This window comes from Kamptonema formosum PCC 6407 (genome assembly GCF_000332155.1).
GTDB classification, from domain to species: domain Bacteria; phylum Cyanobacteriota; class Cyanobacteriia; order Cyanobacteriales; family Microcoleaceae; genus Kamptonema; species Kamptonema formosum.
The window spans coordinates 585,892-606,651 of record NZ_KB235903.1; the positions used below are offsets into that span (position 1 = coordinate 585,892).

Here is a 20,760-nt window from a genome sequence, read left to right on the forward strand (position 1 = left end):
GATTTTTTGATTAGATTAGAAGTTAAGGCCTGTGTATTAAGATTGAGGTATCCAGCCAGAAAAGCCGATGAATGTAACTTTAAAGCAATTAACTTTATATCTAGCCTTGCTGTCGATCGGCGGTGGTGTGGGCTGTTTGGGCAGCCGCTACCTGCAAGCAGGAAATCGTCCCGAAGAGTTAGTTTTGCCAGTAGTGCGGCAGCAACTCCCTCCTTATCTGCCACCTCAAGCTCCAGAAAATAAAATAATTGAACGCACCAACTCTAACTTTATCGCTGAAGCTGCGGAAAAGGTTGGCCCGGCTGTAGTCCGCATTGATGCCACAAGCAAGATTTCTTCTCAAGTGCCTGAAGCTTTCAAAAATCCGCTATTTAGGCGTTTTTTTGGAGACAGTTTGCCTTTACCTGAAGAGCGAGTCAGGCGCGGTACTGGGTCTGGATTTATTCTCAGAGATGATGGTCGTATAGTTACTAATGCTCACGTCGTTTCTGGAGCTGATACTGTTAAAGTTACGCTTAAGGACGGTCGGGAGTTTGAGGGTAAGGTGCAGGGTGTAGATCCGCTTACGGATGTGGCAGTGGTGAAGATTAATGTTAAGGGGTTGCCAATAGTGACGATGGGCAGCACTGATAATATTGTTACGGGACAGTGGGCGATCGCGATCGGCAATCCTTTGGGTTTAGACAATACGGTGACAGTTGGCATTATCAGCGCTACTGGTCGCACCAGTTCTCAAGTAGGTATTCCTGATAAGCGCGTGCGCTTTATCCAAACTGACGCGGCTATTAACCCCGGCAATTCTGGCGGGCCGCTATTAAATGACTCTGGCGAAGTAATTGGCATTAATACTGCCATTCGTGCTGATGCTCAGGGTTTGGGGTTTGCGATCCCGATTGAAACTGCTAAGCGAGTTGCGGATCAGTTATTTGCTAAAGGGAAAGCGGATCATCCCTATTTGGGAGTTCAAATGGTCAATTTGACTGCGGTTTCTAGAGAAGAACTAAGCCAGCAGCTCAACGTCAAGATTGTAGCAACGAAAGGTGTCGCGATTACGCGAGTAGTGGAAAAATCCCCAGCCGCGATCGCAGGTTTCCGTCAAGGAGATATTATTCAAAAAATTGATGGCGTTGCAGTTAATACTCCTGGTGAAGTCCAAGAGCGCGTAGAAGCCAGCACTATTGGTCAAGAGCTACAAGTAGAAGTGAATCGACAAGGTAAGGTTCAGAAACTTAAGGTAAAACCTGCTGCTTTCCCAGCGGCCGCTAATTCACCTGGGGGGTGATGGGGAGCGGGGGAGCAGAGGAGCGGGGGAGCGGGGGAGCAGAGGAGCGGGGGGGAGATGAAGGAGATGAGGGAGATGAGGGGCAGAGGAGCGGGGGGGAGATGAGGGAGATGAGGAAGTTAAATCTTCCCTACCTTCCCCTGCTCCCCTGCTCCCCTGCTCCCCGCCCCCGCTCCCTCTTCCTACTCAGGAATAGAACGAGTGCTGGCTAAATTTTCCTCTAGTTGCATCCGCAGTTCCATCTGCCGCAAAAAATAACCTGTCATCATGGCTGAGGCTAGCAAACCTGCTAAGTTGTCCCGGTCTGTTGTAATTTGCACGTTGAAGTTATCTGAAGGCAAACCGCCGACAAGTCCTTGGACGTTGTGGGAGATGATTTCTTTGATTTCTGGACTAACGGACTTGGCGACACGAGCGAGAACTTCTGGAGGTTGGTGCTGGAGATACTTCAGCAGTGGGTTGGCTGCGGTTTGTTGGGCATTGGAATCAGAAAAGTTAGGGTTAAAAACCATTATGTGACTCTGAATGTCAAGCTTGTTAGTTCTAGTTTAAACTACTCTTCTTCGCTTGCCTCTAAATTTGCGTGAAAGTTCAGTGTTAGCTGTTTTGGTAACTGGTCTAGTTGAAAATACCGATGAAATTTGTCTGTAACTTGTAGCCAAGAAGACCTACTTTCAGGTTGTCTCCGTTTACGTACAAAACCGAGTTCGACAAGTTCTTGAACTTGCTGATAGGCTCCTGAACCGCGCAAGTTAACTAGGTCACTTTGACTCAGGCCTCCTTTAAGGGCGATCGCAGCGAGTGTCCGCAGGGCTCCCACGCCCAATTCTGGGGCAATTAAGGCTTGCATTAAAGGGGCAAATTCTTCTCTAAGTTGGAGGCTGTAACCTCCTGGGGTTTCGACGACTTCTAGGGCACTATCCCTACGGGCACTGTCGGACATGAGTTCGATCAGAGCGTCTTTGACTTCGCCGCGATCGCACTTGGCAATTTCGGCAATTTCCGCTATTGACACGGGTTGACCTTTTAAGTAAAGGATGGCTTCTATCTGGGTAGCTAAACGTGGCATTTTGTTAGTTGTTAGTTGTTAGTTGTTAGTTGTTCGTTGTTAGTTGTTAGTTGTTCGTTGCTCGGAGTTAAATACAAATAAACTTTCATGTTTTGTAGTAGGTGGACATAAATAAACGCTATAACTTGTAAGGTGGGCGCTCGCCGACAATTATCTATGGCGATGAATTACAAGCTTGAAGCGGCGAGCGCCCACCCTACTTTTAATTATGTCCGACTTTCATTAATTTTCAATTTTTAATTTTTAATTCAATCCAATTGTCTTCCTGTCAATTCTACAAAAATATCTTCTAAATTTGAAGGGCGCACCATCATCCCAGTTTTATCAGGTTGCTGTTCGAGATAAGCATTAGCTTCTTCGAGGTTAGGGAAAAATTTGTACTCCCACCTATCACCTATTTGTTTCATTACTAACCCTTTGCCGTGAACTGTTCGCAGTTCTTCTAAAGTCCCCAGTTCAATTAACTTACCGCCCTCTACAATGCCGATGCGATCGCACAAATATTCTACCTCATCCATGTAGTGCGTCGTCAACAACATGGTCATGCCTTGCTTGTTTAAATCGCGAATAATTTCCCACAGCCGCCGCCGCGTCTGGGGATCGAGTCCGACAGTTGGTTCATCTAAAAATAAAATTTTCGGCTGATGTAACAAAGCTCTAGCAATTTGTAATCTACGTTTCATGCCTCCCGATAAAGTTTTCACTAAATCATCGCGTCTTTGACCTAATTCCACATAGTCCAGCCACCTATTAATTAACTCTTTTCGCTGAGGGTTGGGGATATGGTGCAGCCTCCCATGAAATTCCATGTTTTCCCATATTGACAAGTCAGTATCAACGCTTGTTTGTTGTAGCACAACACCAATATTTTGCTTCACCTGCAAGCTTTCCCGCACTACGTCATATCCCCCTACCTGAATGGCACCGCTGGTGGGTTTGGTGAGGGTAGTCAACATCCGAATTGTCGTAGATTTACCAGCACCGTTGGGGCCGAGTAGACCAAACATTTCACCCGGTTCGATGGTAAAAGAGAGGTCGTTGACAGCAGAAAAGTTATTGTAGACTTTACAAACATTTTGGAGGGAAACAGCAGGCATAACTTTAGGAAGAAGGAAGAAGGAAGAAGGAAGAAGGAAGAAGGAAGAATGTTTATACAGTCAGCTTTTTAGCCATCCCGATCTTATGTTTAATTAGGTGGAGCTACTTAGTAAACTTTCTGATAATTTAACCGATTTTAGGTTGCGGTCGCGCTATTGTGGTTGAGTTGGGGACACCGGGCTTAACTCAACAATACGGCTGTCGAGTCTCCTCGCTGCATCTGCGATCGCTATACTGGGACTCTCACCGTCAAGATACAAAATCATCAACATTGCGCCTAAATTTCCCCGCCGAAATACGGCCATTTCCAGGCGCATAGGTATCCCGTTAAGTTGGCCTTTTGTCACCCATTTAGCCGATGCGTCGCCAATATTTTCGCCCATCGGTGATGAAGTGATATTGGAAAAGTCTCCTTGACTACCCTCATTTAAGCCTTTGAGGAACTCCTGTGCAAAATCTTGTTGGCGGATCGAACTATCAAAGCTAGCTTGCTCTATCCGACTCAGCATTGGCATTGTGAAACCCACAATTAACTGAAACTGCTGGTCATCACTTTTTTGGAAAGCAAAGACATTTTCAGCTTTAACTTCATTGCCATTATTTAACTGCTTCTTGAGTGATTCTGCTTCGCCAGACATATCTTTGAAGCCAGAAGGTAAGTCTTGCAAAGTCAGGACGGCTTTAGGTAAATCTGGTGTAGTAGTAGCAATATTTGTAGGCTGAATTGTAGGCTGAATGCGGTTTAAAGCAGTTACTGAATTTGCACTCGCTCCCAAGGTAAAACCATCAGTCAAGATTGCAGAAATTACCAGACACATTGAGACAGTAAGTTGTTTTTTCATACTCCTCCTATAAACTATACTGGTGCGTTAAGCAGTCGGACATAAATAAATGCTTCTATCGCTTGCATGGTGGGTGCATGGTGGGCGATTGCCACTTTACATTTAAGTGTGTCCATCTACTTAAATTGTTAATACTCCCAAGTTACCTCAATATCAAAGACAGTGCAATGGGAGCGAATCATGCTTAAAAATGCGGGGGATGCTTCCCCGAAAAGGTGAATCCGCTTTTGGTGGTCGGGGTAAGACTGACCGTAAATTATAACCTGACCTACGGCACATTTCCAATTGTTAACTGATTTGACCTCTATTAACTCTTTAGCGGTTAAAATATCAATTTTTCCTGCTAAAGTTTGTACTTCGCGTTTCACTGCACCAATGCTTTTAGCTAATTGGCTTTGTACCTTTTTTTCTGTTAACTTTACTTGGCGTTTTACGCTTAAATATTCCCAATATTTATAAGCTAGTTCGTCTACGGAAAAAGTGCCGCCGTTTCTGCCGCGATAAATTTGATAAATTTCGCCATTAACTTGAGTTCGCAGCAATTTTATGAGAAATTGTGTATGCTTAAGGGCTATCCAACGGGAAGGAATTTTATTTTTAACGCTGCCTGCTACTCGCCACATATCATTAAGACAAATTAAACCATTCTTTCTCCGAACTTGGGAAGTGGGGATGTTGTTCGATTCTAGAAATTTGTCTTCTACTTTCCATTCAAACAGCTCTAACTGTTTATATTCAGGCTCCTTTTCAGTTTTGTCGATCGCCCCTGCTGATAATTTTACAATTGGTACTGCTATCTCGCTCCTCATCCCGACTGACCTGCTGATACTGCTGATCTATCCAACCACACATTGGTAAAAATGGGAAGGTGTACAGCCAAATTGTTAAGGGTAATTATCAGTTTCTAAGTCCTCTAATTCTTGTGTAGACTGCCATCCAGCTTGCCAGAGGTTACGATCTTTTAGCTGTTGGGCGTTCAGCCAGAAGCGGATTGCGGGATCGCAGGCGGCTACCATTTCGGCAAATACCCATTTGCCTTGATTTTTTCTATTTGTAACCTGAAAGTGTCGCCATCCCCAAGTTTTTTGTTGTGCTGTCCATTTCGAGCCAACTAGATAAGGAAATTTCTGTTTTTTCTGCATTTTTAATTAGTAATAGTCGTCAATATAGTTTTGGGATTTATATTGAATTGACTTGTTTCTTAATAACTTTCTAGCGTGCAAAGGAAGTAGAATCTAAAAATATTAGATGCTAAGGAGACGTGAGGGCGATATTCTCTGTGCAGTTCAGCCGTTGAGAAATTTTCCACCACTTTTAGATTTACTTTTTTAGCTAAATCATCAATATTAGCAAAGCCGCTTTTCCACACTGCGCCCATTTTTTCTAATTTATTCATGTAATCATCCATATCTGAATAGCCTGTGCTTCTGGCAATCACTTGGTCTGACATATAATCAAAGGATATTCTAAATTGTCCCACATTTTCGCGAAGTTGTTTCATCACAAATCTTACTTCTTCTTCAGTCAGATAACTGGTATTTCCTTCCCAGATAAAATAGGCAGGAAGATCCAAGTTAAATTGATGCTTGCCTAGTAGGTGAATTAAATTATCTTTGATATAATCGCCAGGAATATAGCTAACATTGGCAGCGATGCCGTTGGCCGTTAAGATTTCCTCTTTAAATTTAAGAGTTGCTTCATTTTCAATCTCAAAATACTTAACGCCTACGATATTTTTTCGGGCGGGGCGGGTATCTAAACCAGAACCTAAAATGACTATTTGTTTACAGCCCTGTAAAATTTCCTTTGAGAGGGTATCGTCAAAATATTTAGTACGAATTTTGACCATTTCTTTAGCCGCAGGAAAATTGATGGCGGCATCTTCAGCGATTTTTTTTGTATCGCAATTCAGGAAGAGTTTTACAATTTCATCATTGTAAAGAGGTGTCGTATCTTGACTGCTATCTGCTCGATATTCGGCAATAATAAAAGCAGTGCCACTTACATTTTTGATTTCTAACATTTATTTTTTGCACGCATTTACTTTTTAATTAAGCGACCTTCTCCTCTAGGAAGTTTTGATAAATATCAGGGGATTTTTACTGAGATTTTGGTCAATATTTATTGACTTATATTGAATTAGCCAAAGAAAAAATTTGCTCAGCAAAAGATTCAATCATATCGCGGTGAGCTAATCGAGATCGCCAAGCTTCCGGGATTCCATTTTCTCCATAAAAAGCACCTGCCAACTGCCCATAAACAGCACCAGTTGTATCTGCATCGTTGCCCAAATTAACAGCCAATAAGCACCCTTCTTTAAACGAATTGCTGCGATAAAATGCCCAAAGTGCCGCTTCCAAAGATTTGACAACATAGGTTGTACCTTTTATTTCTGGCGGTTCGCGGCGTTTGAAGGAACCCGCTGCAATTTCGTCGATTTCATCTGTTAGAGGGTGTTGTTCCCAATATCCCGATATAAGGCTGTAGCGTTCTGAAAGTAACTCTTCTTTACTCACTCCATTAACAGCACCTACAATTAAAGATCCCAAATATCTGCAAGCATCTAAACAAGTAGTAGCACCGTGAGTTGTACGCGAACTATCTTTGGATTTCTCTATTACTTCCAGAGGTATTTTAGCATAAAATAAAGGCACGGGAGCTAAGCGCATAATTGAGCCATTGCCAGCGCTCAAAGGATCTATAGATCCGCAAAAAGGTTTACCAGTTTCTTCAAATTTCCACAGTGATTGTTGCACAGTATTGCCAATATCAAAGCACTCTCCATTACTGCTTAAATGTCCGGTTTTTTCCCATCGCAAATATGTTTGCAATTGGTGAACTGGATCGAAACCTTTTTTCTCAATTAAACTCTCAGCTAAGCAAAGTGCCATTGAGGTATCGTCTGTCCACTGTCCCGGTTGCAGTCGAAAAGGGCCGCCACCTACTAGATCGTTAATAGGGGTAAATGTTCCGGGTCGCTTGAATTCTAAAGTTGTTCCCACAGCATCGCCAACTGCTAAACCTAGAAGGCAACCGCGATATTTTTCTATGTGCTGCATATATTTTTTTTGTTCTTTTCTTGGGGTAGTGAAAACCCCGCCTGAAACCCAGAGATAGTAAAGATTTTGCCCACTTACGCTAAAAAAAAATTGGAAATTAAATGCTGAAGTATATTTTAGCTACAGTATCTATATACCCGGCTTTACTACTATTGTCAAGGTCGGGGACTGGAAGAATTTTAGATGCTATCTCAACCGTTTTATCTTTTTTGTTTAGCTCCACCTATTTTTAGCTACAGCAAATAAAGCCATACATTTGCTCATTATAGCTCCTTACCTGCTCCCAGAAAAATTTTTACTAATTTCTATCCTTTTAATAATCTGTAGAGCTTGTTTGCACCGTCCTGGTTTGGTAAGTCCAGTAGCTATTTCAACTAAAGATGGCAGCGATTGAGAACACTAAAACCTTTCTCTACTTAAACTTTATTCATGTACTATATAGATTATGGCAACGCCATCTCCCAGTCTAACTTCTTCCTTCTTCCTCATCATGTTTCCCACTGTTTTACCATTGCGTGCTTTTTTATCTCAAATTTTAATTTTGTGGTTAGCAATCGCAATAGAATCGTGGTTCTTTCAAAAGTCCCTAATGCTCAGTCCCAAAACCAGCGTAGAATATACAGCAGTAATTAATTTATTCTCGACCTGCATAGGTTGGTTAACTTTTTTTGTTTGGGAAAGCTTTCTATCAAAAGGCGAAGTAGAACTACTTATGGGTTATATCCTTTTAGGCCAGTGGCATCCTGTTTCTGCGCTCTTAATTTTGGCAGCATTTCTAATTTATACTATATCTTTTTTAGGAAAATGGAAGGGATTAGAAATATTAAAATTTCTTTTACTACAAACAAATCAAAATAACTCTGCAATGCCCGTGCCAATAGGTAGTCGTAATCTTGTTCGCAGCCAGAAAAAATCTGCTCAAGGATTCACTCAATTTGGTGTACTTTTAATAGCACACACTTGCAGTCATTGTGTCATTTTGCTAGTATTATATCTAGAAAGCCAATGAATGCAATTAACTGTCAACAGTTAAATCAAGTAGTTTTAATACTTCCCTGAGTATTAGTGACATGAGAAATCTTATTAAAGCCAATGTAATTTTACAAAGGATTTTGCTTCCGCCTCAAGTTTTACATTGGAAAACACCTCTATTAATCAGTCTGTTTTTCTTCCTGTTCTCAGCCTTAGAAATTAAGAATAAAGCACTCAAGGATACTCTAGCTGATTGTAGCTGGCTATTTTTGACAATTGGGATTGGTTGGCGGACAAGTCAGGAGCCATTTATCATCTCTGGAATTAGTCTTAGTCCTTGGATTACAGGAGCATTAATTAGCGGGTTTTTATCAGTAAATTTGACTCCCGATCGCCAATCTTTAGCTGTTATCTTTTGGCCCTTGATTTCAATATGTCTTGCTGTTATAATTAAATTTATTCGTTCAGGGGCAAAATTGCAACCTCATCCCCCCTTAATTCGCCCAATATTTTTAGTGATAATTCTGACTAATACTCTTCTAACTTGTTTTCTCGCATTTCATTTTATAATTCAAGACTGGCTACAAGAATATCCGAGCGTGCTAGCCGAGGATTTCACTAAGAGCGGTTTCGTTGTCAATTTCAAGCCGCCATCCCTCAATAATTCTAGAGGTATGACTATGCTTAAAGTAATGGAAAATCAACTGAGACTTAAAACTCGAAAAAGATCGTGGCAAAAAGTAGAAGAATGGCTAATTGCCGTGAGTAGGAAACAAGTTTCTCTGCGAAATCAGATGTTTAAAAATATCTCTCCTCTTGCAGAAAACTCGAAGTGGGATATAGAAACTTATGTAATCCAAGGGCAATCTCTTTATAAAATAGAATTTTTGGCAAGATGGCTTGGGCCTACTACCAAACCGGGAGGATATACCCTGAGCAAATATTGTGAGGTAGCGAAGGTATCAAATAGAGCAACTGTTAATTGCGATCCAATTAAGATATATAATCCTACTAGGAAAATAGACATAATTAAAGGAGTAAACCAAGTATGAATGTGAGTAGAATCTTCACTATTGCCCTTAATGTTTTTTGGGAAGTGATTCGCGATCGTATTCTTTACCTAATTGTTTTTTTTGCTGTGTTAATGGGGGCCGCCGTGAGGTTTATCCCAGAACTAGCAGCGACAGCAGAGAGAAAAATCATCTTAGATATTGGCATGGCTGCTATTGGAGTTTTGGGCTTAGTTGTTACAGTTTTTGTCTCCACTGGGCTTGTTAATAAAGAAATCGAAAAACGGACGGTTTATGTCTTAGTGGCTAAACCGATTTCGCGCTCAGAATTGATAGTTGGTAAGCATATAGGATTATCAATTGTGCTGGCTGTGCTGGTAGCGGGAATGACTCTTATTTATATAACCATCCTAAGTTTAAGTCAAATTTCTTACCCACTAGGAAGCATTTTAATTGCCACCTTATTTGTCTGGATAGAGTTGTCTCTGCTAACAGCAGTAGGGATTCTCTTTGGTGTATTTACAAGTTCGCTACTGGCAACTTTGCTGACGTTTGGAGTTTATTTGATGGGGCACTCAACCCGCGATTTAGTAGCGCTAGGCAAGTTAACCAAAAATCCTACTATTGAGCAATTAATGATGGGGCTGTATCTGGTTTTACCCGACTTAGCACGGCTAAATCTAAGAAATGATGCTGTTTACGGTCAAATACTGCATATAGTTGCTTTAATCACTAATGCTGGCTATGGTTTGCTGTACATAGTGCTGGTGTTGTCAATTGCGATCGCAGTCTTCTCGCGGCGGGAATTTTAAGATATAATGGAAAGGAATTAATCTGAACATTGCTGACAAAAACAGCTTGTAAATTGCCCTTTTTGGTGGTATAATAGCCCCTAGAGGGCAAAGTTAGGTTAGTGATGAGTAAGTCAGAAAAAAGAAAAAATAATGAAATTATTTTGAAATTATGCTAACAGAAAAATTAGAACAACTACAAACCATATTTAGTCAGATGGATCGGGCTTTAATTGCCTACTCAGGTGGAATTGATAGTACCTTAGTCGCAAAAATTGCTTTTGATATGCTCGGCAATCGCGCCTTAGCTGTTACAGCAGTTTCCCCATCTTTATTACCAGAAGATTTGGAAGATGCCCGCATTCAAGCCTTATCAATTGGAATTGCCCATGAGGAAGTGCAAACTCAAGAAATGGCTAATCCCAATTACACTTCTAACCCAGTTAATCGGTGTTATTTCTGCAAAAGTGAATTGCACGATACCCTCAAACCTTTAGCAATTGAACGAGGTTATTCTTATGTAGTAGATGGCGTTAATGCTGATGATTTAAAAGATTATCGTCCGGGAATTCAAGCTGCAAAGGAAAGAGGGGCGAGATCGCCTTTAGCAGAAGTAGGTGTTACTAAATTAGAAGTGCGGCAATTGGCAAAAGAATTGGGTTTGCCTTGGTGGGATAAACCCGCACAACCTTGTCTGAGTTCCCGCTTTCCTTACGGTGAAGAAATTACGGTTTGGAAGTTACAAAGAGTGGGACGTGCTGAGAGGTATTTGCGGCAGTTGGGATTAAAGAATCTGAGGGTAAGATCTGAGGGAGATACGGCGCGGATTGAGTTACCAGCGGAGGAAATTAAGGAGTTTGTATTGGGTGTGGATTTGTCGGGAATTGTGGCAATGTTTCAGGAGTTTGGTTTTGTTTATGTGACTCTAGATTTGGAGGGCTATCGCAGTGGAAAATTGAATCAACTACTTTTAACTGTTAATAGTTAGTTGTTGGTGGTTAGTGGTTAGTTGGTATTTGTTGGTGGGTAGTTGTTAGTGGTTAGTGGTTGTTAGTTAGTTGATAGTTGTCATTGCGTTGGCGTAGCCTGCGCGTAGCGCTTACGCAGTGAAGCAATCCCCAACCCTTTGCTAAAGCGTTAAAGTCTGTGATTTCTGCTTTAGCACTATCGAAGTAAGCTATTACGCATCTAATAAATCGAATACAAAGACGGGCAGGATGCCCATCCCACAAGAAGCTTATAAAAACTGACTGTCAAATTAGATGGGTAGCAGCTTAATCTTAATCTATTGCGATTGCTTCGCTACGCTCGCAATGACAACTATCAACTAACCACTACCAACTAACAGCTAACCACTAACCACTAACCACTAACTATTAACTATTAACAAAATCCCCAGATTTACCACCTGTCTTACTTACCAATCGAATTGATTCTATCTGGATCGACTTTTCCAAAGCCTTCGCCATATCGTACAACGTCAGCGCGGCCACCGAAACCGCCGTCAAAGCTTCCATTTCCACACCTGTTTCCGCCTTGGTTTTGATCTCAGCGCGAATTTGATACCCCGGTAACTCGGCATCTGGTATCACCTGAACTTCTATTTTTTGCAGGGGCAAGGGATGGCAGAGGGGAATCAATTGTGCAGTTTGCTTGGCCCCCATGATGCCAGCGAGTCTTGCGGTTCCCAAGACATCGCCTTTGGGGGCATTGCCAGCTTGAATTGCGGCAAATGTCTCCGGTGACATCCGTACCTGGGCGGCGGCTACGGCTTGGCGGAGGGTGGGGGTTTTGGCTGAAACGTCCACCATTTGGGCTTCGCCGCGTTCGTCTAGATGAGTTAGTTGACTCTCTGTGGGCAATTTAGAAGAATTTTGCTGGAGGTCTTGCGTCATTTTGGAAGTTGTGTTATTATTAATTTTGGTGTGAAAAAGACTTTTGGGTTGAAAAATCCAAAATCTGAAATCAACCAGGGCTTGTAGCTTAGTGGATAGAGTGCATGGCTACGGACCATGAGGTCGGGGGTTCGAATCCCTCCAAGCCCGTTTTAAATTAAAAATGAAAAACTAAAAATGGCGAAAACCATTTTAATTGTCTTTTGATTTTTAATTTCACATTTTTGATTTTTAATTCTTCAGGGCGTAGACATCTTTACCTTGACCGAGGGAGAACCTTAGAGAGTGGGGTAAATCTTTGCTGGATTTGGTGATAAACAGGATTGTAGCGAAGATAGCGAGTATGCAGGCGATCGCGAACATATTTCTATAACCGAAAAATTCTGCGACTAAGCCTAGTGTAGGGCCTGCGATCGCAATTCCCAAATCAAACCCACCCACACACAAGGAGAACAGACGACCTCGTTCGTGAGGTTCGCACCTGTCCGCCATTAGCGTTACCATCATCGGAACTACTGTTCCGCCACCAATACCTTCAAACAAGGCTGCTAGCAAAAAGGCATTGCTGCTATTGGCCGTACACATAACTATCATAGAAAGAGCATAGCAGACCAAGCCGCCACTAATAAAGATGCCGCGACCGTAGCGATCGGAAGCTTTGCCGGTGGGTAAACGGATCGCGAAACTGGCGATCGCGGCCATCGAGTAAAATAGTCCTGGATTTAAATTTACCTTTGTCTGCTGTAAAAACAAAGGCATAAATGTACTCACAGCCCCAAATACCAAACCAACGGACATCAAAACTAAAGCGGGAATGCGAACGCGAGGGTTCCAAAGCATTTGAAAATAAGACAAAATCTCATTAGATTTTTGAGTTTTGATTTGAGATTTTTGCTTAATCTTGGAAGTATCTATATAACCAGGTTCCCAAACCTGGTAAGTGCAAATTAAAGCCAACATTCCTAGACTAGAAGACATCATAAACAAAGGTGTATAACCCACCCAAGCTTGTAAATATCCGCCAATAGCCGGCCCAATAGCGATACCAACCGGAGTAATCAAACTCATATAGCCAATTAATTCTCCCCTGCGTCCTTCCGGGGATAAATCTGTCACCAAGGCGCTATAACCAGTGCTAAAAGCGGCAATACTAATGCCATGAAAAGCCCGAATTACTAGCAACAAAGGGATTGATGTTACAAATAAATAACCCATTGGCGCGAGTTCTGCTACTAACGCACCCACAAGTAAAACCAGCTTTCTACCCCTAGTATCGGCCATCGGCCCCAACCAAGGTCGTGATAGCAATAGTCCGATGGCAAAAGCGCCCATGACTAAGCCAATTTGCTGATTTGTACCGCCCACATATTGGACGTAAAGGGGCAAAGTTGGCAGTAAGGAACCTAAGCTACACCAAAATAATAGACCTGAAATGAATAACATTTGCAGGCTACGCCTTCGTTGGGGGTCAAGGGTGCTAAAAACGTTCAATTGACAAATTCCTGTTGATTTTGATTTTATCAGGTTATGACTGGGGGTCGCGATCGCACTTCCTACCTTTGACTCACCCAATCGGGTGAATTGGGATAGCCTGGGTGAAGTCGCCGTGTCCTAAGTGCTACTTCTACTTTGTAACAAACTTTGAGGGATTTAGGAATGTAGATGCGATCGCGTACCTGCTAATTTAATGATTATCGAAACTAGAATAAACTTGAACCTCTTGCTATAATTAGTAAAATTGAGGATAAAAATTATGCAGCCAGAAGAATATTTTGACTTTCTTAATCCCGAAGATATCCGGGTTAAAGGAACGCGAGTTGGCATTGAACATATACTCTCTGAATACATCCACAATGGCAAACCTCCTGAAGAAATAGCCAAACAGTTTCGCACTGTCACGCTGGCTCAAACAAAATATCCCAGCGATTGAAATCGCGGCTACACAAACCAAGTCCGCCTACGCGGACTATACGCGGACTAATAGGATTGATAGACTTTTGCTTTCTTGTTTAATCAACATCAATTCGCCTCAAAATCCACTCAACTGCTACCGCTAAATCTGCTGCAATAAAATCCGGTTTAGTATGATGCTGATATTCCCCACTGAGTACACTTTCACCATATCCCGTCTGCACTAAAATCCCTTGGCAACCAGCATTATGAGCCATATCAACATCAGTGGCTTTATCCCCCACCATAAAACTATTTTGCAAGTCTAAATCCTGTTCCCAAGCTGCGGCTACTAACATCCCCGTGTTCGGTTTTCGCCAAGTAGTCCAGCGCGTAAATTCGGGGTTGATTCCGCCTTCTGGTTGACTCAAATAAGGACAATAATAAAGAGCATCTAATTTTGCGCCTGCTTCTATTTCTAACAAATTACAGAGACGTTGATGGAGTGCATCTACGTGGCTAACTGGATAATAATCTCTGGCTGGACCAGACTGATTAGAAACTAGACAGCAAAATATTCCTCTGTCATTTAATTGACGTACTGCTTTAGCTACTCCCGGAATTAAGTTTAAGTCTTCAAGGCGGTGAATATATCCAGCTTCAATATTTAAAACTCCATCGCGGTCAAGAAAAACTGCTTGTTTCATTATACTTGTTAGTTGTTGGTTGTTAGTTGTTAGTTGTTGGTTGTTAGTTGTTGGTTGTGGTTTGTTATAGCACTTCGTGAAATCCATCACCAGAGTTAATAAAATGGAGACAATTAAACCAAGACTTACGCAAGTCGAAGTTAGAAACCAGGTTTCGACCTAGATATCTAGTTGAAAAGCAGGGTTTTTTAGAAAAAACCCGGTTTCTGCGCGGATTGTATAAATGTAAGCTGGGCGATCGAAAAAAATGTATGTAGATGATAGCTTAAGATGGTAGTCACCGATCGCCCACCCTACAAGTTATAGAAGTGTTTATTTATTAAGTTAACAGTTAACCATTAACAATTAACCGTTAACAGTTAACCGTTAACAGTTAACCATTAACAATTACCCTCCCCAGACTTTTTTGAGAACGTCTTGAGGTGAAATGTCAGCCATTTTACCCGTAGGTGATTTGAGGCCAATAAAACGATCGCTCTTTGGCAATAACTTCGCTGGGTCAGTAGGCCCAAACAAGGCGATCGTATAAGTCTGAACTGCTACCGCTAAGTGCATCGGCGCACTGTCAGTACATAGCATCAAATTAGCAGCAGCGATCGCAGCGGCCAACTTACCAATATCATCAGGCGCGATCGCCAACACCTGCGGACAAGACTCCACTAATTTGTCCACAAAAGCTGCATCCTCCGGCCCCTTAACCACCACCACAGGCAAATTAGGCTGTCGCTGTTGTAAATCTTGAATAATCTGCTGCCATTTATCCACAGGGTAAATTTTGTCAATCCCCTTAGACAAAGCCAACTGACTAGAACCGCCGTGAATCAAAATGTAACCGCTATCTTTAATCCCTAAACGCTGCTGTTCCGCTTCAGCCCATTGTATGTCTTGCTTGGGGACATTAATTGCCAGGGGCGGACAGGGCGTATTAATATCAAAGCCTTGGAGTAAATCGTGATACATTTCCGCAGCATACTGCTCAGTTTTTAGCGGTATCGCGTCCGTCAGAAAAATAGAACCGCCGCCAGCATAGCCAACTCGCTTGTTAATACCAGTCAACCACAGCAGGAGTCCCACACTCCAGCGCTGTCCCAGGGAGATCACAGCTTCGTATTCGCGATCGCGGATAATACCCAGCAAGTTTCCCCAGTCAGCTAAAGCATTGCGGTCTTTAAAATCATAGGGGATAACTTCTTTGACAGACTTGCAGACACGGTAGGCACCTTTGGCCCTTGGTTCCACGATCGCGTCAACCTGAGTATTCGGATAGAGTTGTTTTAAGCCATCCAGGGTAGGAAAAAACAAAATTTGATCGCCAATCCCCCCAGGAACAAGGGCAACAATTCGCATATTAGTCACTTGAGCTTACCAACCGATATTCTAAAGGAAAAAATACTTATCAAATCAGGATTTTGACACTCCCCGGTCTAAACACACGGGGATTCTTAAGGACAAACTTTGGGAGATGAATCCGCCCAAAGTTTAATTCTTAAAGGGTTAGTCAGCAACCCGCTACCCACTCGCTCAACAAATGAGTCTGTGGCTACTTTTGCTTTTCTAATGATGTTCGCTGCCCCGTTAGTATCTGCATTGATTAACCACCCAGCGCTAGAACGGTACAGACCTCGCTTGATTCGCTTACCCGATGGCTGCCAATTGTTGGGTTTTTCACCAACTTTTACTGGCAGAAAATCTCGGTCTAAAAAACTAGCTTTTGACGTATAAGATTCGTCTTGATCTACAAATCGCCATCCCCTTAAGTTACATTCTTGAGCTAGGCGTTCTTTGACTTTAGATGTCGGTATTTGGACAAAGTTCTGATTGGTCTTACCTCCCATATTTACTTCTTGCTTTTGCCCCTTATTCCAACCGAAAATCATGACGTTAATTTGGTGGTTTTCGCAATAATCTACGATGGTTCTAACTGCCTTATTAACCGCATCTCTCATCCTTCTGGTACGAGTTTCCGACAACTGTTGCAGCCGTTTTGACGAGAAACCTTTAGGCATCTTATATTTGGCGTGTTCCGATTCGATTCGCGCCTTTTCTTTGTTAAACCATTGGTTCCAAGACTTTAACTTCCGACCATCAATAATAAATGGCTTGCCATTGCTAGAGACACAAGTTAACCAATTATTGATGCCGCGATCTATTCCCAAAATCCCTGTTACTTCCAAGCTACAGCTAGGGGCTTGTTTGGTAAAAGATTTATGAATGTACTCGACCCAAACCTCACCATTTCTAGGGATTAGCCGGAGTTCTTTAATCTGACAATCTTTGATCCGTTCAGGTAACGGAACCCAGAGAGCATCTGTTCCAAAATGTTCTTTACCTTTATTCCCTAGAGGTAATCTAACTTTATTCCCCACTACTTTCAACGCTTGACCAGGATATGAAATCTGATACATTCCTCCTTTGGTTCTGTACTTGGGAAGTCTCGGTTTTTGGTTGAGTTCTCCTTTATAAGCTAATTTCTCTAATGCTCGGAAAGAGTTAAAAGATTCAGCAACAGATTTGATGGATTGTTGCGCGACTTGCGAGTATAGCAACCCGTAATTCTCGTTGGTCTTGGCAATCCTGTACAAATCGAGATATTTGACAGCACTTTTGTTTTCAAAGTACCGTTGCCGACTTTCATAAGTCCCGACATTAAACAGGTTGTTTGACCATCTCAGTAGTTGCTCGACAATGGTCTTGTCGAACCCCGTTAAATGCCATACATCTTTTTGTACTGCGTACATTTAATTTACTGTCTGTTGTACTATGTTTACTGTACACCATAAATAGACAAGTCAAGCTCAGACTGAAACAAGTTAAGCGGTTACATTGAAGCACAAAGAGTCGGCAGGATTTATCCTGCAATGCCCTTTCATCCCTGGACTAAAGTCTAGCGAGTTTTCAGGGTATTTCTTATAAGGCAGGGCTGTTTCATTCTCAGATCGAAAGGCCAGTTTGTGTAGGGCAGTGCCCCCGTACCTACCCCCAAACCCTTAGTCCGTCAAGGGTTAAAACCCTGCCTCAAAGTTTAAGTCCTCGCTTAGTGGACTGAAGAACTTAATTAGTCCACTAAGCGAGGACTTAAGCTATAAGAGTAGGGTTTTATACCAAATCCAGGTTTCCCATCCCGTTTATTCTCTTAGTCCGCGCAGGCGGACTTCGTTTGTATAGAAGCGGTTTTAACCGCCGATTCATAAAGGGGATAACTAACCCGGATTTGGTATTAACCCCTGGCGGGTTTCAGCTTAAGTTGACACTAATGCCTTGGGGCGCTACCCTACAAAGCCTTAATTTCCTGAGAATGAAACAGCCATAAACTCGATTAGCGGAAATAATTCAGCCGTGAATCCCTAACTCTACACGAGGCAACTATGCAAGTCCAACTTCAACAAATCATCGTCTCCCCCGGTCAGCAACTTCTGATGACCGATGTCAGTTGGCAAATGTACGAACAACTGTTAGAGGAGTATGCTGAAAAACGGGGTACGCGGATTAATTATAGTCAGGGAATCTTAGAAATTATGGTGCCCTTACCGGAACATGAAGATGATAAAGTAATGATTGCTGACTTTGTAAAAGCCATATTGGAAGAATATGAGATAGAATTTCGCAGTCTGGGTTCGACCACGTTTAAAAGTCAAAATATGTTACAGGGACTAGAAGCCGATGACTGTTTTTATATCGAAAATGAGGTCGCCGTTCGCGGCAAAAAACGTATTGATTTAACTGTCGATCCGCCTCCAGATTTAGCCATTGAAATTGACATTACTTCTCGCACCCGGTTTAATAATTATCAAGCATTAGGAGTCGGAGAACTGTGGCGATTTAATGGGAAGAAATTAGAAATCAACGTGCTGCAAGCAGGGCAATACGTACAGGTTAGTGAAAGTCCTCATTTTCCAAGGTTGCCATTGCTGGATCGAGCGATCGCTCAGTATTTAGAACAAAGTAAAATTGAGGGAAGAAATAAAACAATGAAAGCTTTTCGGGCTTGGGTAAGGGCACAAATTGAATAAAAAATAGATTTACTTAGTTAACAAATTACAATCAAGGAGTCATCGTGCATTTATTAATTCCCGCCGCAGGCAGTGGCCGGCGGATGGGCAGCGATCGCAATAAGTTGCTGCTACCATTATTGGGCAAATCCTTACTGGCTTGGACTCTGGAAGTCGCTGAAGCCTCGGAACATATTACCTGGATTGGGATTATGGGCCAACCAGCAGATTTTCCTGACTTTCAAGAAATTCTGACCAATTTCCCTCTGACTAAGCCAGTCCTACTGATTCATGGAGGTGCAACTCGCCAAGAGTCAGTTTACAACGGTTTGCAGGCGCTTCCAGCAACAGCAGAGCAAGTTTTGATTCACGACGGCGCGAGGTGTCTGGCCACGCCAGATTTGTTTAATCGCTGCGCTGAGGCGTTGTTCCAGTTTCCGGGTTTAATTGCGGCTGTCCCAGTTAAGGACACGATTAAAGTTACTGATGAAACTGGCTTAGTAAAAGATACTCCCGATCGCAGCCAACTGTGGGCGGCCCAAACTCCCCAAGGATTTGAGGTCAAATTATTAAAAGATTGTCACGCCAAAGGCCGTCAATTGGGATGGGAAGTCACAGACGATGCGGCTTTGTTTGAAAAATGCGGTTTGCCAGTCCAAATTGTTCAGGGAGAGGAGACAAATTTGAAGGTGACAACGCCAATGGATTTAGCGATCGCAGAATTCATCTTGCGGCAACGAGCTCAGGCGCACCTTTAAGCGTATCCAAAAACGCAAACACCGCCGGTACTAACAGCGCATCTTTCAAAACAGCTACCCCAATTATCCTTTCCAGAGGAACTGGCAAACTGTACACCTGTACCCCTTCCGGTATCGGTTCCGCAGCCAAACGCGGGAGAATTGCTACACCCAAACCTTGGACAACCATGCTGAGAATTGTTGAGTCTTCGCTAAGTTCGTAAGCGATATCGACAAGCAATTCCGCAGCCGTCAAGTAATTGCGAATCGGCCAAGAACAGCTATAGTCCGGCGGTTCTAAAATTAAGGGGAAACTAGCTAAATCTTCCCAGGTAAATTTATTACCTTTTAATTTGGCATTCGGCGGTACCAAAACAATATATTCATCGCGCAAAAGTTCCCTAGTTTCAAACTCATCGCAAGTAGGAATAGTGACGATACCAATATCTGCGCGGCGCGATCGCACAGCTTGTTCCACACCCTGAGTATGGGGAATTTCCGTAATGCTGACCGCAATTTTGGGGAAACGGCGGCGGAAGTTGGCAATCACTCCGGGGAGTACGTGAGTCGCCACGCTGCGAAAAGAGGCAATTCGCACTAATCCCCCCTGCAAACCTCTTTCTAGGGAAGCTTCTTTGACCATCATCTCTAAGGATTGCAGAATTTCGCGACCGTGAGCGAGAATTCTCTCTCCTACTGGCGTTAGGTGAGCACCGTGACGGCCTCGGTGAAATAGGGGCACGCCTAATTCTTCTTCTAAACTCGCGATCGCATGGCTGACTGCTGACTGCGACAATTCTAGAGACAAAGCAGCATCACTAAAATTGCCGCAATCCGCCACTGCAACCAAGGCGTGTAACTGCGAGATTTTCATTTTGCGCGTATTAATTTCTTTCATAGGCTTGGTATCAGTTTTGCCTAGATTGCGATCGAGGGAGGACTGGGGATGGAAAAATCTATCTATCGATTTTATTCATGTAAGCTATTCAAACCATGCTTTGAATATCTATTTATAACTTGTTAAAGTGAGTTTAACAGAGAAAACAACGAATACAGTCTCGCACTTGAGGAGTGCTGCTATGCAAACATCTGAGAAGTGGCTAGACCCAGAAAAGCTAAAATTTACGTCAATTCCGGGGAAAGAGTCTCAAACCAAACAGCCACCTTTATTATCCCTACTAAAGCACATTTTTGAGTCTTTACTTGCAGCCGCTATCTGCCGCGATGAACTCAGACTTTGGCAAACATCAGATCGGTTGGGCAATACCTTATGGCACGCTTACGATCCGGCTACAGGTCGCTCTACATCTGCGGTCACTGAAGATGAAATGCGAGTTTGGATTGAGCAACATTACTACAAATAGTTTAGGGCAATCGCGCTTTTTTGGCAATTGTACCAGCAATATTTCTGAGCAACTA

The 20,760-nt window shown here is 42.6% G+C and carries 23 protein-coding genes and 1 tRNA gene; 10 read left to right on the top strand and 14 right to left on the bottom strand.

Annotation, left to right across the window (positions count from 1 at the left end; genetic code table 11):
- The first annotated feature begins 67 nt into the window (after positions 1-67).
- The gene (locus OSCIL6407_RS0107605; protein ID WP_007355106.1) at positions 68-1,282 is read left to right on the top strand and encodes an HhoA/HhoB/HtrA family serine endopeptidase; all 1,215 of its coding nucleotides are present in this window, start codon (positions 68-70) and stop codon (positions 1,280-1,282) included.
- A gap of 182 nt (positions 1,283-1,464) precedes the next feature.
- Here the strand turns inward: OSCIL6407_RS0107605 and OSCIL6407_RS0107615 are convergent, their stop codons facing one another.
- From OSCIL6407_RS0107615 to OSCIL6407_RS0107650, 8 genes are all read right to left on the bottom strand, one after another.
- Positions 1,465-1,794, bottom strand: a complete 330-nt coding sequence (locus OSCIL6407_RS0107615; RefSeq protein WP_007355107.1) for a DUF760 domain-containing protein — start codon at positions 1,792-1,794, stop codon at positions 1,465-1,467.
- A gap of 41 nt (positions 1,795-1,835) precedes the next feature.
- A complete protein-coding gene (scpB, locus tag OSCIL6407_RS0107620) occupies positions 1,836-2,351 on the bottom strand; it encodes an SMC-Scp complex subunit ScpB (RefSeq protein WP_007355108.1) in 516 nt (171 codons plus the stop codon).
- Between the two features lie 248 nt (positions 2,352-2,599).
- Positions 2,600-3,448, bottom strand: coding sequence for an ABC transporter ATP-binding protein (locus OSCIL6407_RS0107625; RefSeq protein WP_007355109.1), 849 nt, complete (start codon positions 3,446-3,448; stop codon positions 2,600-2,602).
- Positions 3,449-3,601: 153 nt separating this feature from the next.
- Complete coding sequence (locus OSCIL6407_RS0107630) at positions 3,602-4,291, bottom strand: hypothetical protein (RefSeq protein WP_019487078.1); 690 nt, start codon at positions 4,289-4,291, stop codon at positions 3,602-3,604.
- A gap of 128 nt (positions 4,292-4,419) precedes the next feature.
- Positions 4,420-5,100: a KilA-N domain-containing protein gene (locus OSCIL6407_RS0107635; protein WP_007355111.1), complete on the bottom strand. Its 681-nt coding sequence runs from the start codon at positions 5,098-5,100 to the stop codon at positions 4,420-4,422.
- 75 nt (positions 5,101-5,175) lie between these two features.
- A complete protein-coding gene (locus OSCIL6407_RS0107640) occupies positions 5,176-5,433 on the bottom strand; it encodes a TIGR02450 family Trp-rich protein (RefSeq protein ID WP_007355112.1) in 258 nt (85 codons plus the stop codon).
- A gap of 59 nt (positions 5,434-5,492) precedes the next feature.
- Positions 5,493-6,314 (bottom strand): class I SAM-dependent methyltransferase, encoded by an 822-nt coding sequence (locus tag OSCIL6407_RS0107645; RefSeq protein ID WP_007355113.1) that lies wholly within the window; start codon positions 6,312-6,314, stop codon positions 5,493-5,495.
- Positions 6,315-6,420: 106 nt separating this feature from the next.
- Complete coding sequence (locus tag OSCIL6407_RS0107650) at positions 6,421-7,350, bottom strand: ADP-ribosylglycohydrolase family protein (protein ID WP_007355114.1); 930 nt, start codon at positions 7,348-7,350, stop codon at positions 6,421-6,423.
- 490 nt (positions 7,351-7,840) lie between these two features.
- On the opposite strand from OSCIL6407_RS0107650, the gene fraC reads away from it, so the two are divergent.
- The 4 genes from fraC to larE all read left to right on the top strand — a co-directional run bounded on the left by fraC (position 7,841) and on the right by larE (position 11,111).
- The gene (gene fraC, locus OSCIL6407_RS0107660) at positions 7,841-8,359 is read left to right on the top strand and encodes a filament integrity protein FraC (RefSeq protein WP_019487080.1); all 519 of its coding nucleotides are present in this window, start codon (positions 7,841-7,843) and stop codon (positions 8,357-8,359) included.
- Between the two features lie 61 nt (positions 8,360-8,420).
- Complete coding sequence (locus OSCIL6407_RS0107665) at positions 8,421-9,374, top strand: DUF5357 family protein (RefSeq protein ID WP_007355116.1); 954 nt, start codon at positions 8,421-8,423, stop codon at positions 9,372-9,374.
- Positions 9,371-10,144, top strand: coding sequence for an ABC transporter permease (locus tag OSCIL6407_RS0107670; RefSeq protein WP_007355117.1), 774 nt, complete (start codon positions 9,371-9,373; stop codon positions 10,142-10,144). The genes OSCIL6407_RS0107665 and OSCIL6407_RS0107670 overlap by 4 nt, the downstream gene beginning before the upstream one ends.
- A gap of 151 nt (positions 10,145-10,295) precedes the next feature.
- Positions 10,296-11,111, top strand: a complete 816-nt coding sequence (larE, locus tag OSCIL6407_RS0107675; RefSeq protein WP_007355118.1) for an ATP-dependent sacrificial sulfur transferase LarE — start codon at positions 10,296-10,298, stop codon at positions 11,109-11,111.
- Between the two features lie 388 nt (positions 11,112-11,499).
- On the opposite strand, the gene moaC is transcribed toward larE, so the two are convergent.
- Positions 11,500-12,018, bottom strand: a complete 519-nt coding sequence (gene moaC, locus OSCIL6407_RS0107680; RefSeq protein ID WP_007355120.1) for a cyclic pyranopterin monophosphate synthase MoaC — start codon at positions 12,016-12,018, stop codon at positions 11,500-11,502.
- A gap of 77 nt (positions 12,019-12,095) precedes the next feature.
- On the opposite strand from moaC, the gene OSCIL6407_RS0107685 reads away from it, so the two are divergent.
- Positions 12,096-12,168 (top strand) — tRNA-Arg (locus tag OSCIL6407_RS0107685).
- A gap of 81 nt (positions 12,169-12,249) precedes the next feature.
- On the opposite strand, the gene OSCIL6407_RS0107690 is transcribed toward OSCIL6407_RS0107685, so the two are convergent.
- A complete protein-coding gene (locus OSCIL6407_RS0107690) occupies positions 12,250-13,461 on the bottom strand; it encodes an MFS transporter (RefSeq protein ID WP_007355121.1) in 1,212 nt (403 codons plus the stop codon).
- Positions 13,462-13,771: 310 nt separating this feature from the next.
- Between OSCIL6407_RS0107690 and OSCIL6407_RS32390 the strand changes: the two genes are divergently transcribed.
- Entirely contained in the window at positions 13,772-13,948 is a 177-nt protein-coding gene (locus OSCIL6407_RS32390) for a DUF433 domain-containing protein (protein WP_007355122.1), read from the top strand.
- 79 nt (positions 13,949-14,027) lie between these two features.
- Here the strand turns inward: OSCIL6407_RS32390 and OSCIL6407_RS0107700 are convergent, their stop codons facing one another.
- From OSCIL6407_RS0107700 to OSCIL6407_RS0107710, 3 genes are all read right to left on the bottom strand, one after another.
- Positions 14,028-14,615, bottom strand: coding sequence for a D-glycero-alpha-D-manno-heptose-1,7-bisphosphate 7-phosphatase (locus OSCIL6407_RS0107700; protein WP_007355123.1), 588 nt, complete (start codon positions 14,613-14,615; stop codon positions 14,028-14,030).
- Positions 14,616-15,002: 387 nt separating this feature from the next.
- Positions 15,003-15,962: a glycosyltransferase family 9 protein gene (locus tag OSCIL6407_RS0107705; RefSeq protein ID WP_007355124.1), complete on the bottom strand. Its 960-nt coding sequence runs from the start codon at positions 15,960-15,962 to the stop codon at positions 15,003-15,005.
- A gap of 95 nt (positions 15,963-16,057) precedes the next feature.
- Positions 16,058-17,353 carry an RNA-guided endonuclease InsQ/TnpB family protein gene (locus tag OSCIL6407_RS0107710; RefSeq protein WP_007355125.1) on the bottom strand — a complete coding sequence of 432 codons (1,296 nt, stop codon included), beginning with the start codon at positions 17,351-17,353 and terminating at the stop codon, positions 16,058-16,060.
- 627 nt (positions 17,354-17,980) lie between these two features.
- On the opposite strand from OSCIL6407_RS0107710, the gene OSCIL6407_RS0107715 reads away from it, so the two are divergent.
- Positions 17,981-18,625 (top strand): Uma2 family endonuclease, encoded by a 645-nt coding sequence (locus tag OSCIL6407_RS0107715; RefSeq protein ID WP_007355127.1) that lies wholly within the window; start codon positions 17,981-17,983, stop codon positions 18,623-18,625.
- Between the two features lie 44 nt (positions 18,626-18,669).
- On the top strand, positions 18,670-19,362 hold the full coding sequence (ispD, locus tag OSCIL6407_RS0107720; RefSeq protein ID WP_007355128.1) for a 2-C-methyl-D-erythritol 4-phosphate cytidylyltransferase: 693 nt from the start codon (positions 18,670-18,672) through the stop codon (positions 19,360-19,362).
- Here ispD and OSCIL6407_RS0107725 read toward each other — a convergent pair.
- Positions 19,328-20,239: a LysR family transcriptional regulator gene (locus OSCIL6407_RS0107725; protein ID WP_007355129.1), complete on the bottom strand. Its 912-nt coding sequence runs from the start codon at positions 20,237-20,239 to the stop codon at positions 19,328-19,330. The two genes, ispD and OSCIL6407_RS0107725, sit on opposite strands and share 35 nt — an antisense overlap.
- Before the next feature lie 181 nt (positions 20,240-20,420).
- Between OSCIL6407_RS0107725 and OSCIL6407_RS0107730 the strand changes: the two genes are divergently transcribed.
- Positions 20,421-20,705 carry a hypothetical protein gene (locus tag OSCIL6407_RS0107730; protein WP_007355130.1) on the top strand — a complete coding sequence of 95 codons (285 nt, stop codon included), beginning with the start codon at positions 20,421-20,423 and terminating at the stop codon, positions 20,703-20,705.
- The last annotated feature ends 55 nt before the right edge of the window (positions 20,706-20,760 follow it).

Excerpts from the sequence above, each read along its gene's own strand:
- OSCIL6407_RS0107640 (WP_007355112.1), bottom strand. The coding sequence starts at position 5,433 with ATGCAGAAAAAACAGAAATTTCCTTATCTAGTTGGCTCGAAATGGACA.
- OSCIL6407_RS0107665 (WP_007355116.1), top strand. The coding sequence starts at position 8,421 with ATGAGAAATCTTATTAAAGCCAATGTAATTTTACAAAGGATTTTGCTT.
- OSCIL6407_RS0107625 (WP_007355109.1), bottom strand. The coding sequence starts at position 3,448 with ATGCCTGCTGTTTCCCTCCAAAATGTTTGTAAAGTCTACAATAACTTT.
- OSCIL6407_RS0107725 (WP_007355129.1), bottom strand. The coding sequence starts at position 20,239 with ATGAAAGAAATTAATACGCGCAAAATGAAAATCTCGCAGTTACACGCC.
- OSCIL6407_RS0107635 (WP_007355111.1), bottom strand. The coding sequence starts at position 5,100 with ATGAGGAGCGAGATAGCAGTACCAATTGTAAAATTATCAGCAGGGGCG.
- OSCIL6407_RS0107715 (WP_007355127.1), top strand. The coding sequence starts at position 17,981 with ATGCAAGTCCAACTTCAACAAATCATCGTCTCCCCCGGTCAGCAACTT.
- OSCIL6407_RS0107710 (WP_007355125.1), bottom strand. The coding sequence starts at position 17,353 with ATGTACGCAGTACAAAAAGATGTATGGCATTTAACGGGGTTCGACAAG.
- OSCIL6407_RS0107650 (WP_007355114.1), bottom strand. The coding sequence starts at position 7,350 with ATGCAGCACATAGAAAAATATCGCGGTTGCCTTCTAGGTTTAGCAGTT.
- fraC (WP_019487080.1), top strand. The coding sequence starts at position 7,841 with ATGTTTCCCACTGTTTTACCATTGCGTGCTTTTTTATCTCAAATTTTA.
- OSCIL6407_RS32390 (WP_007355122.1), top strand. The coding sequence starts at position 13,772 with ATGCAGCCAGAAGAATATTTTGACTTTCTTAATCCCGAAGATATCCGG.
- OSCIL6407_RS0107670 (WP_007355117.1), top strand. The coding sequence starts at position 9,371 with ATGAATGTGAGTAGAATCTTCACTATTGCCCTTAATGTTTTTTGGGAA.
- OSCIL6407_RS0107645 (WP_007355113.1), bottom strand. The coding sequence starts at position 6,314 with ATGTTAGAAATCAAAAATGTAAGTGGCACTGCTTTTATTATTGCCGAA.
- OSCIL6407_RS0107730 (WP_007355130.1), top strand. The coding sequence starts at position 20,421 with ATGCAAACATCTGAGAAGTGGCTAGACCCAGAAAAGCTAAAATTTACG.
- larE (WP_007355118.1), top strand. The coding sequence starts at position 10,296 with ATGCTAACAGAAAAATTAGAACAACTACAAACCATATTTAGTCAGATG.
- OSCIL6407_RS0107615 (WP_007355107.1), bottom strand. The coding sequence starts at position 1,794 with ATGGTTTTTAACCCTAACTTTTCTGATTCCAATGCCCAACAAACCGCA.
- OSCIL6407_RS0107705 (WP_007355124.1), bottom strand. The coding sequence starts at position 15,962 with ATGCGAATTGTTGCCCTTGTTCCTGGGGGGATTGGCGATCAAATTTTG.
- OSCIL6407_RS0107690 (WP_007355121.1), bottom strand. The coding sequence starts at position 13,461 with ATGTTATTCATTTCAGGTCTATTATTTTGGTGTAGCTTAGGTTCCTTA.
- OSCIL6407_RS0107605 (WP_007355106.1), top strand. The coding sequence starts at position 68 with ATGAATGTAACTTTAAAGCAATTAACTTTATATCTAGCCTTGCTGTCG.
- moaC (WP_007355120.1), bottom strand. The coding sequence starts at position 12,018 with ATGACGCAAGACCTCCAGCAAAATTCTTCTAAATTGCCCACAGAGAGT.
- OSCIL6407_RS0107630 (WP_019487078.1), bottom strand. The coding sequence starts at position 4,291 with ATGAAAAAACAACTTACTGTCTCAATGTGTCTGGTAATTTCTGCAATC.
- scpB (WP_007355108.1), bottom strand. The coding sequence starts at position 2,351 with ATGCCACGTTTAGCTACCCAGATAGAAGCCATCCTTTACTTAAAAGGT.
- OSCIL6407_RS0107700 (WP_007355123.1), bottom strand. The coding sequence starts at position 14,615 with ATGAAACAAGCAGTTTTTCTTGACCGCGATGGAGTTTTAAATATTGAA.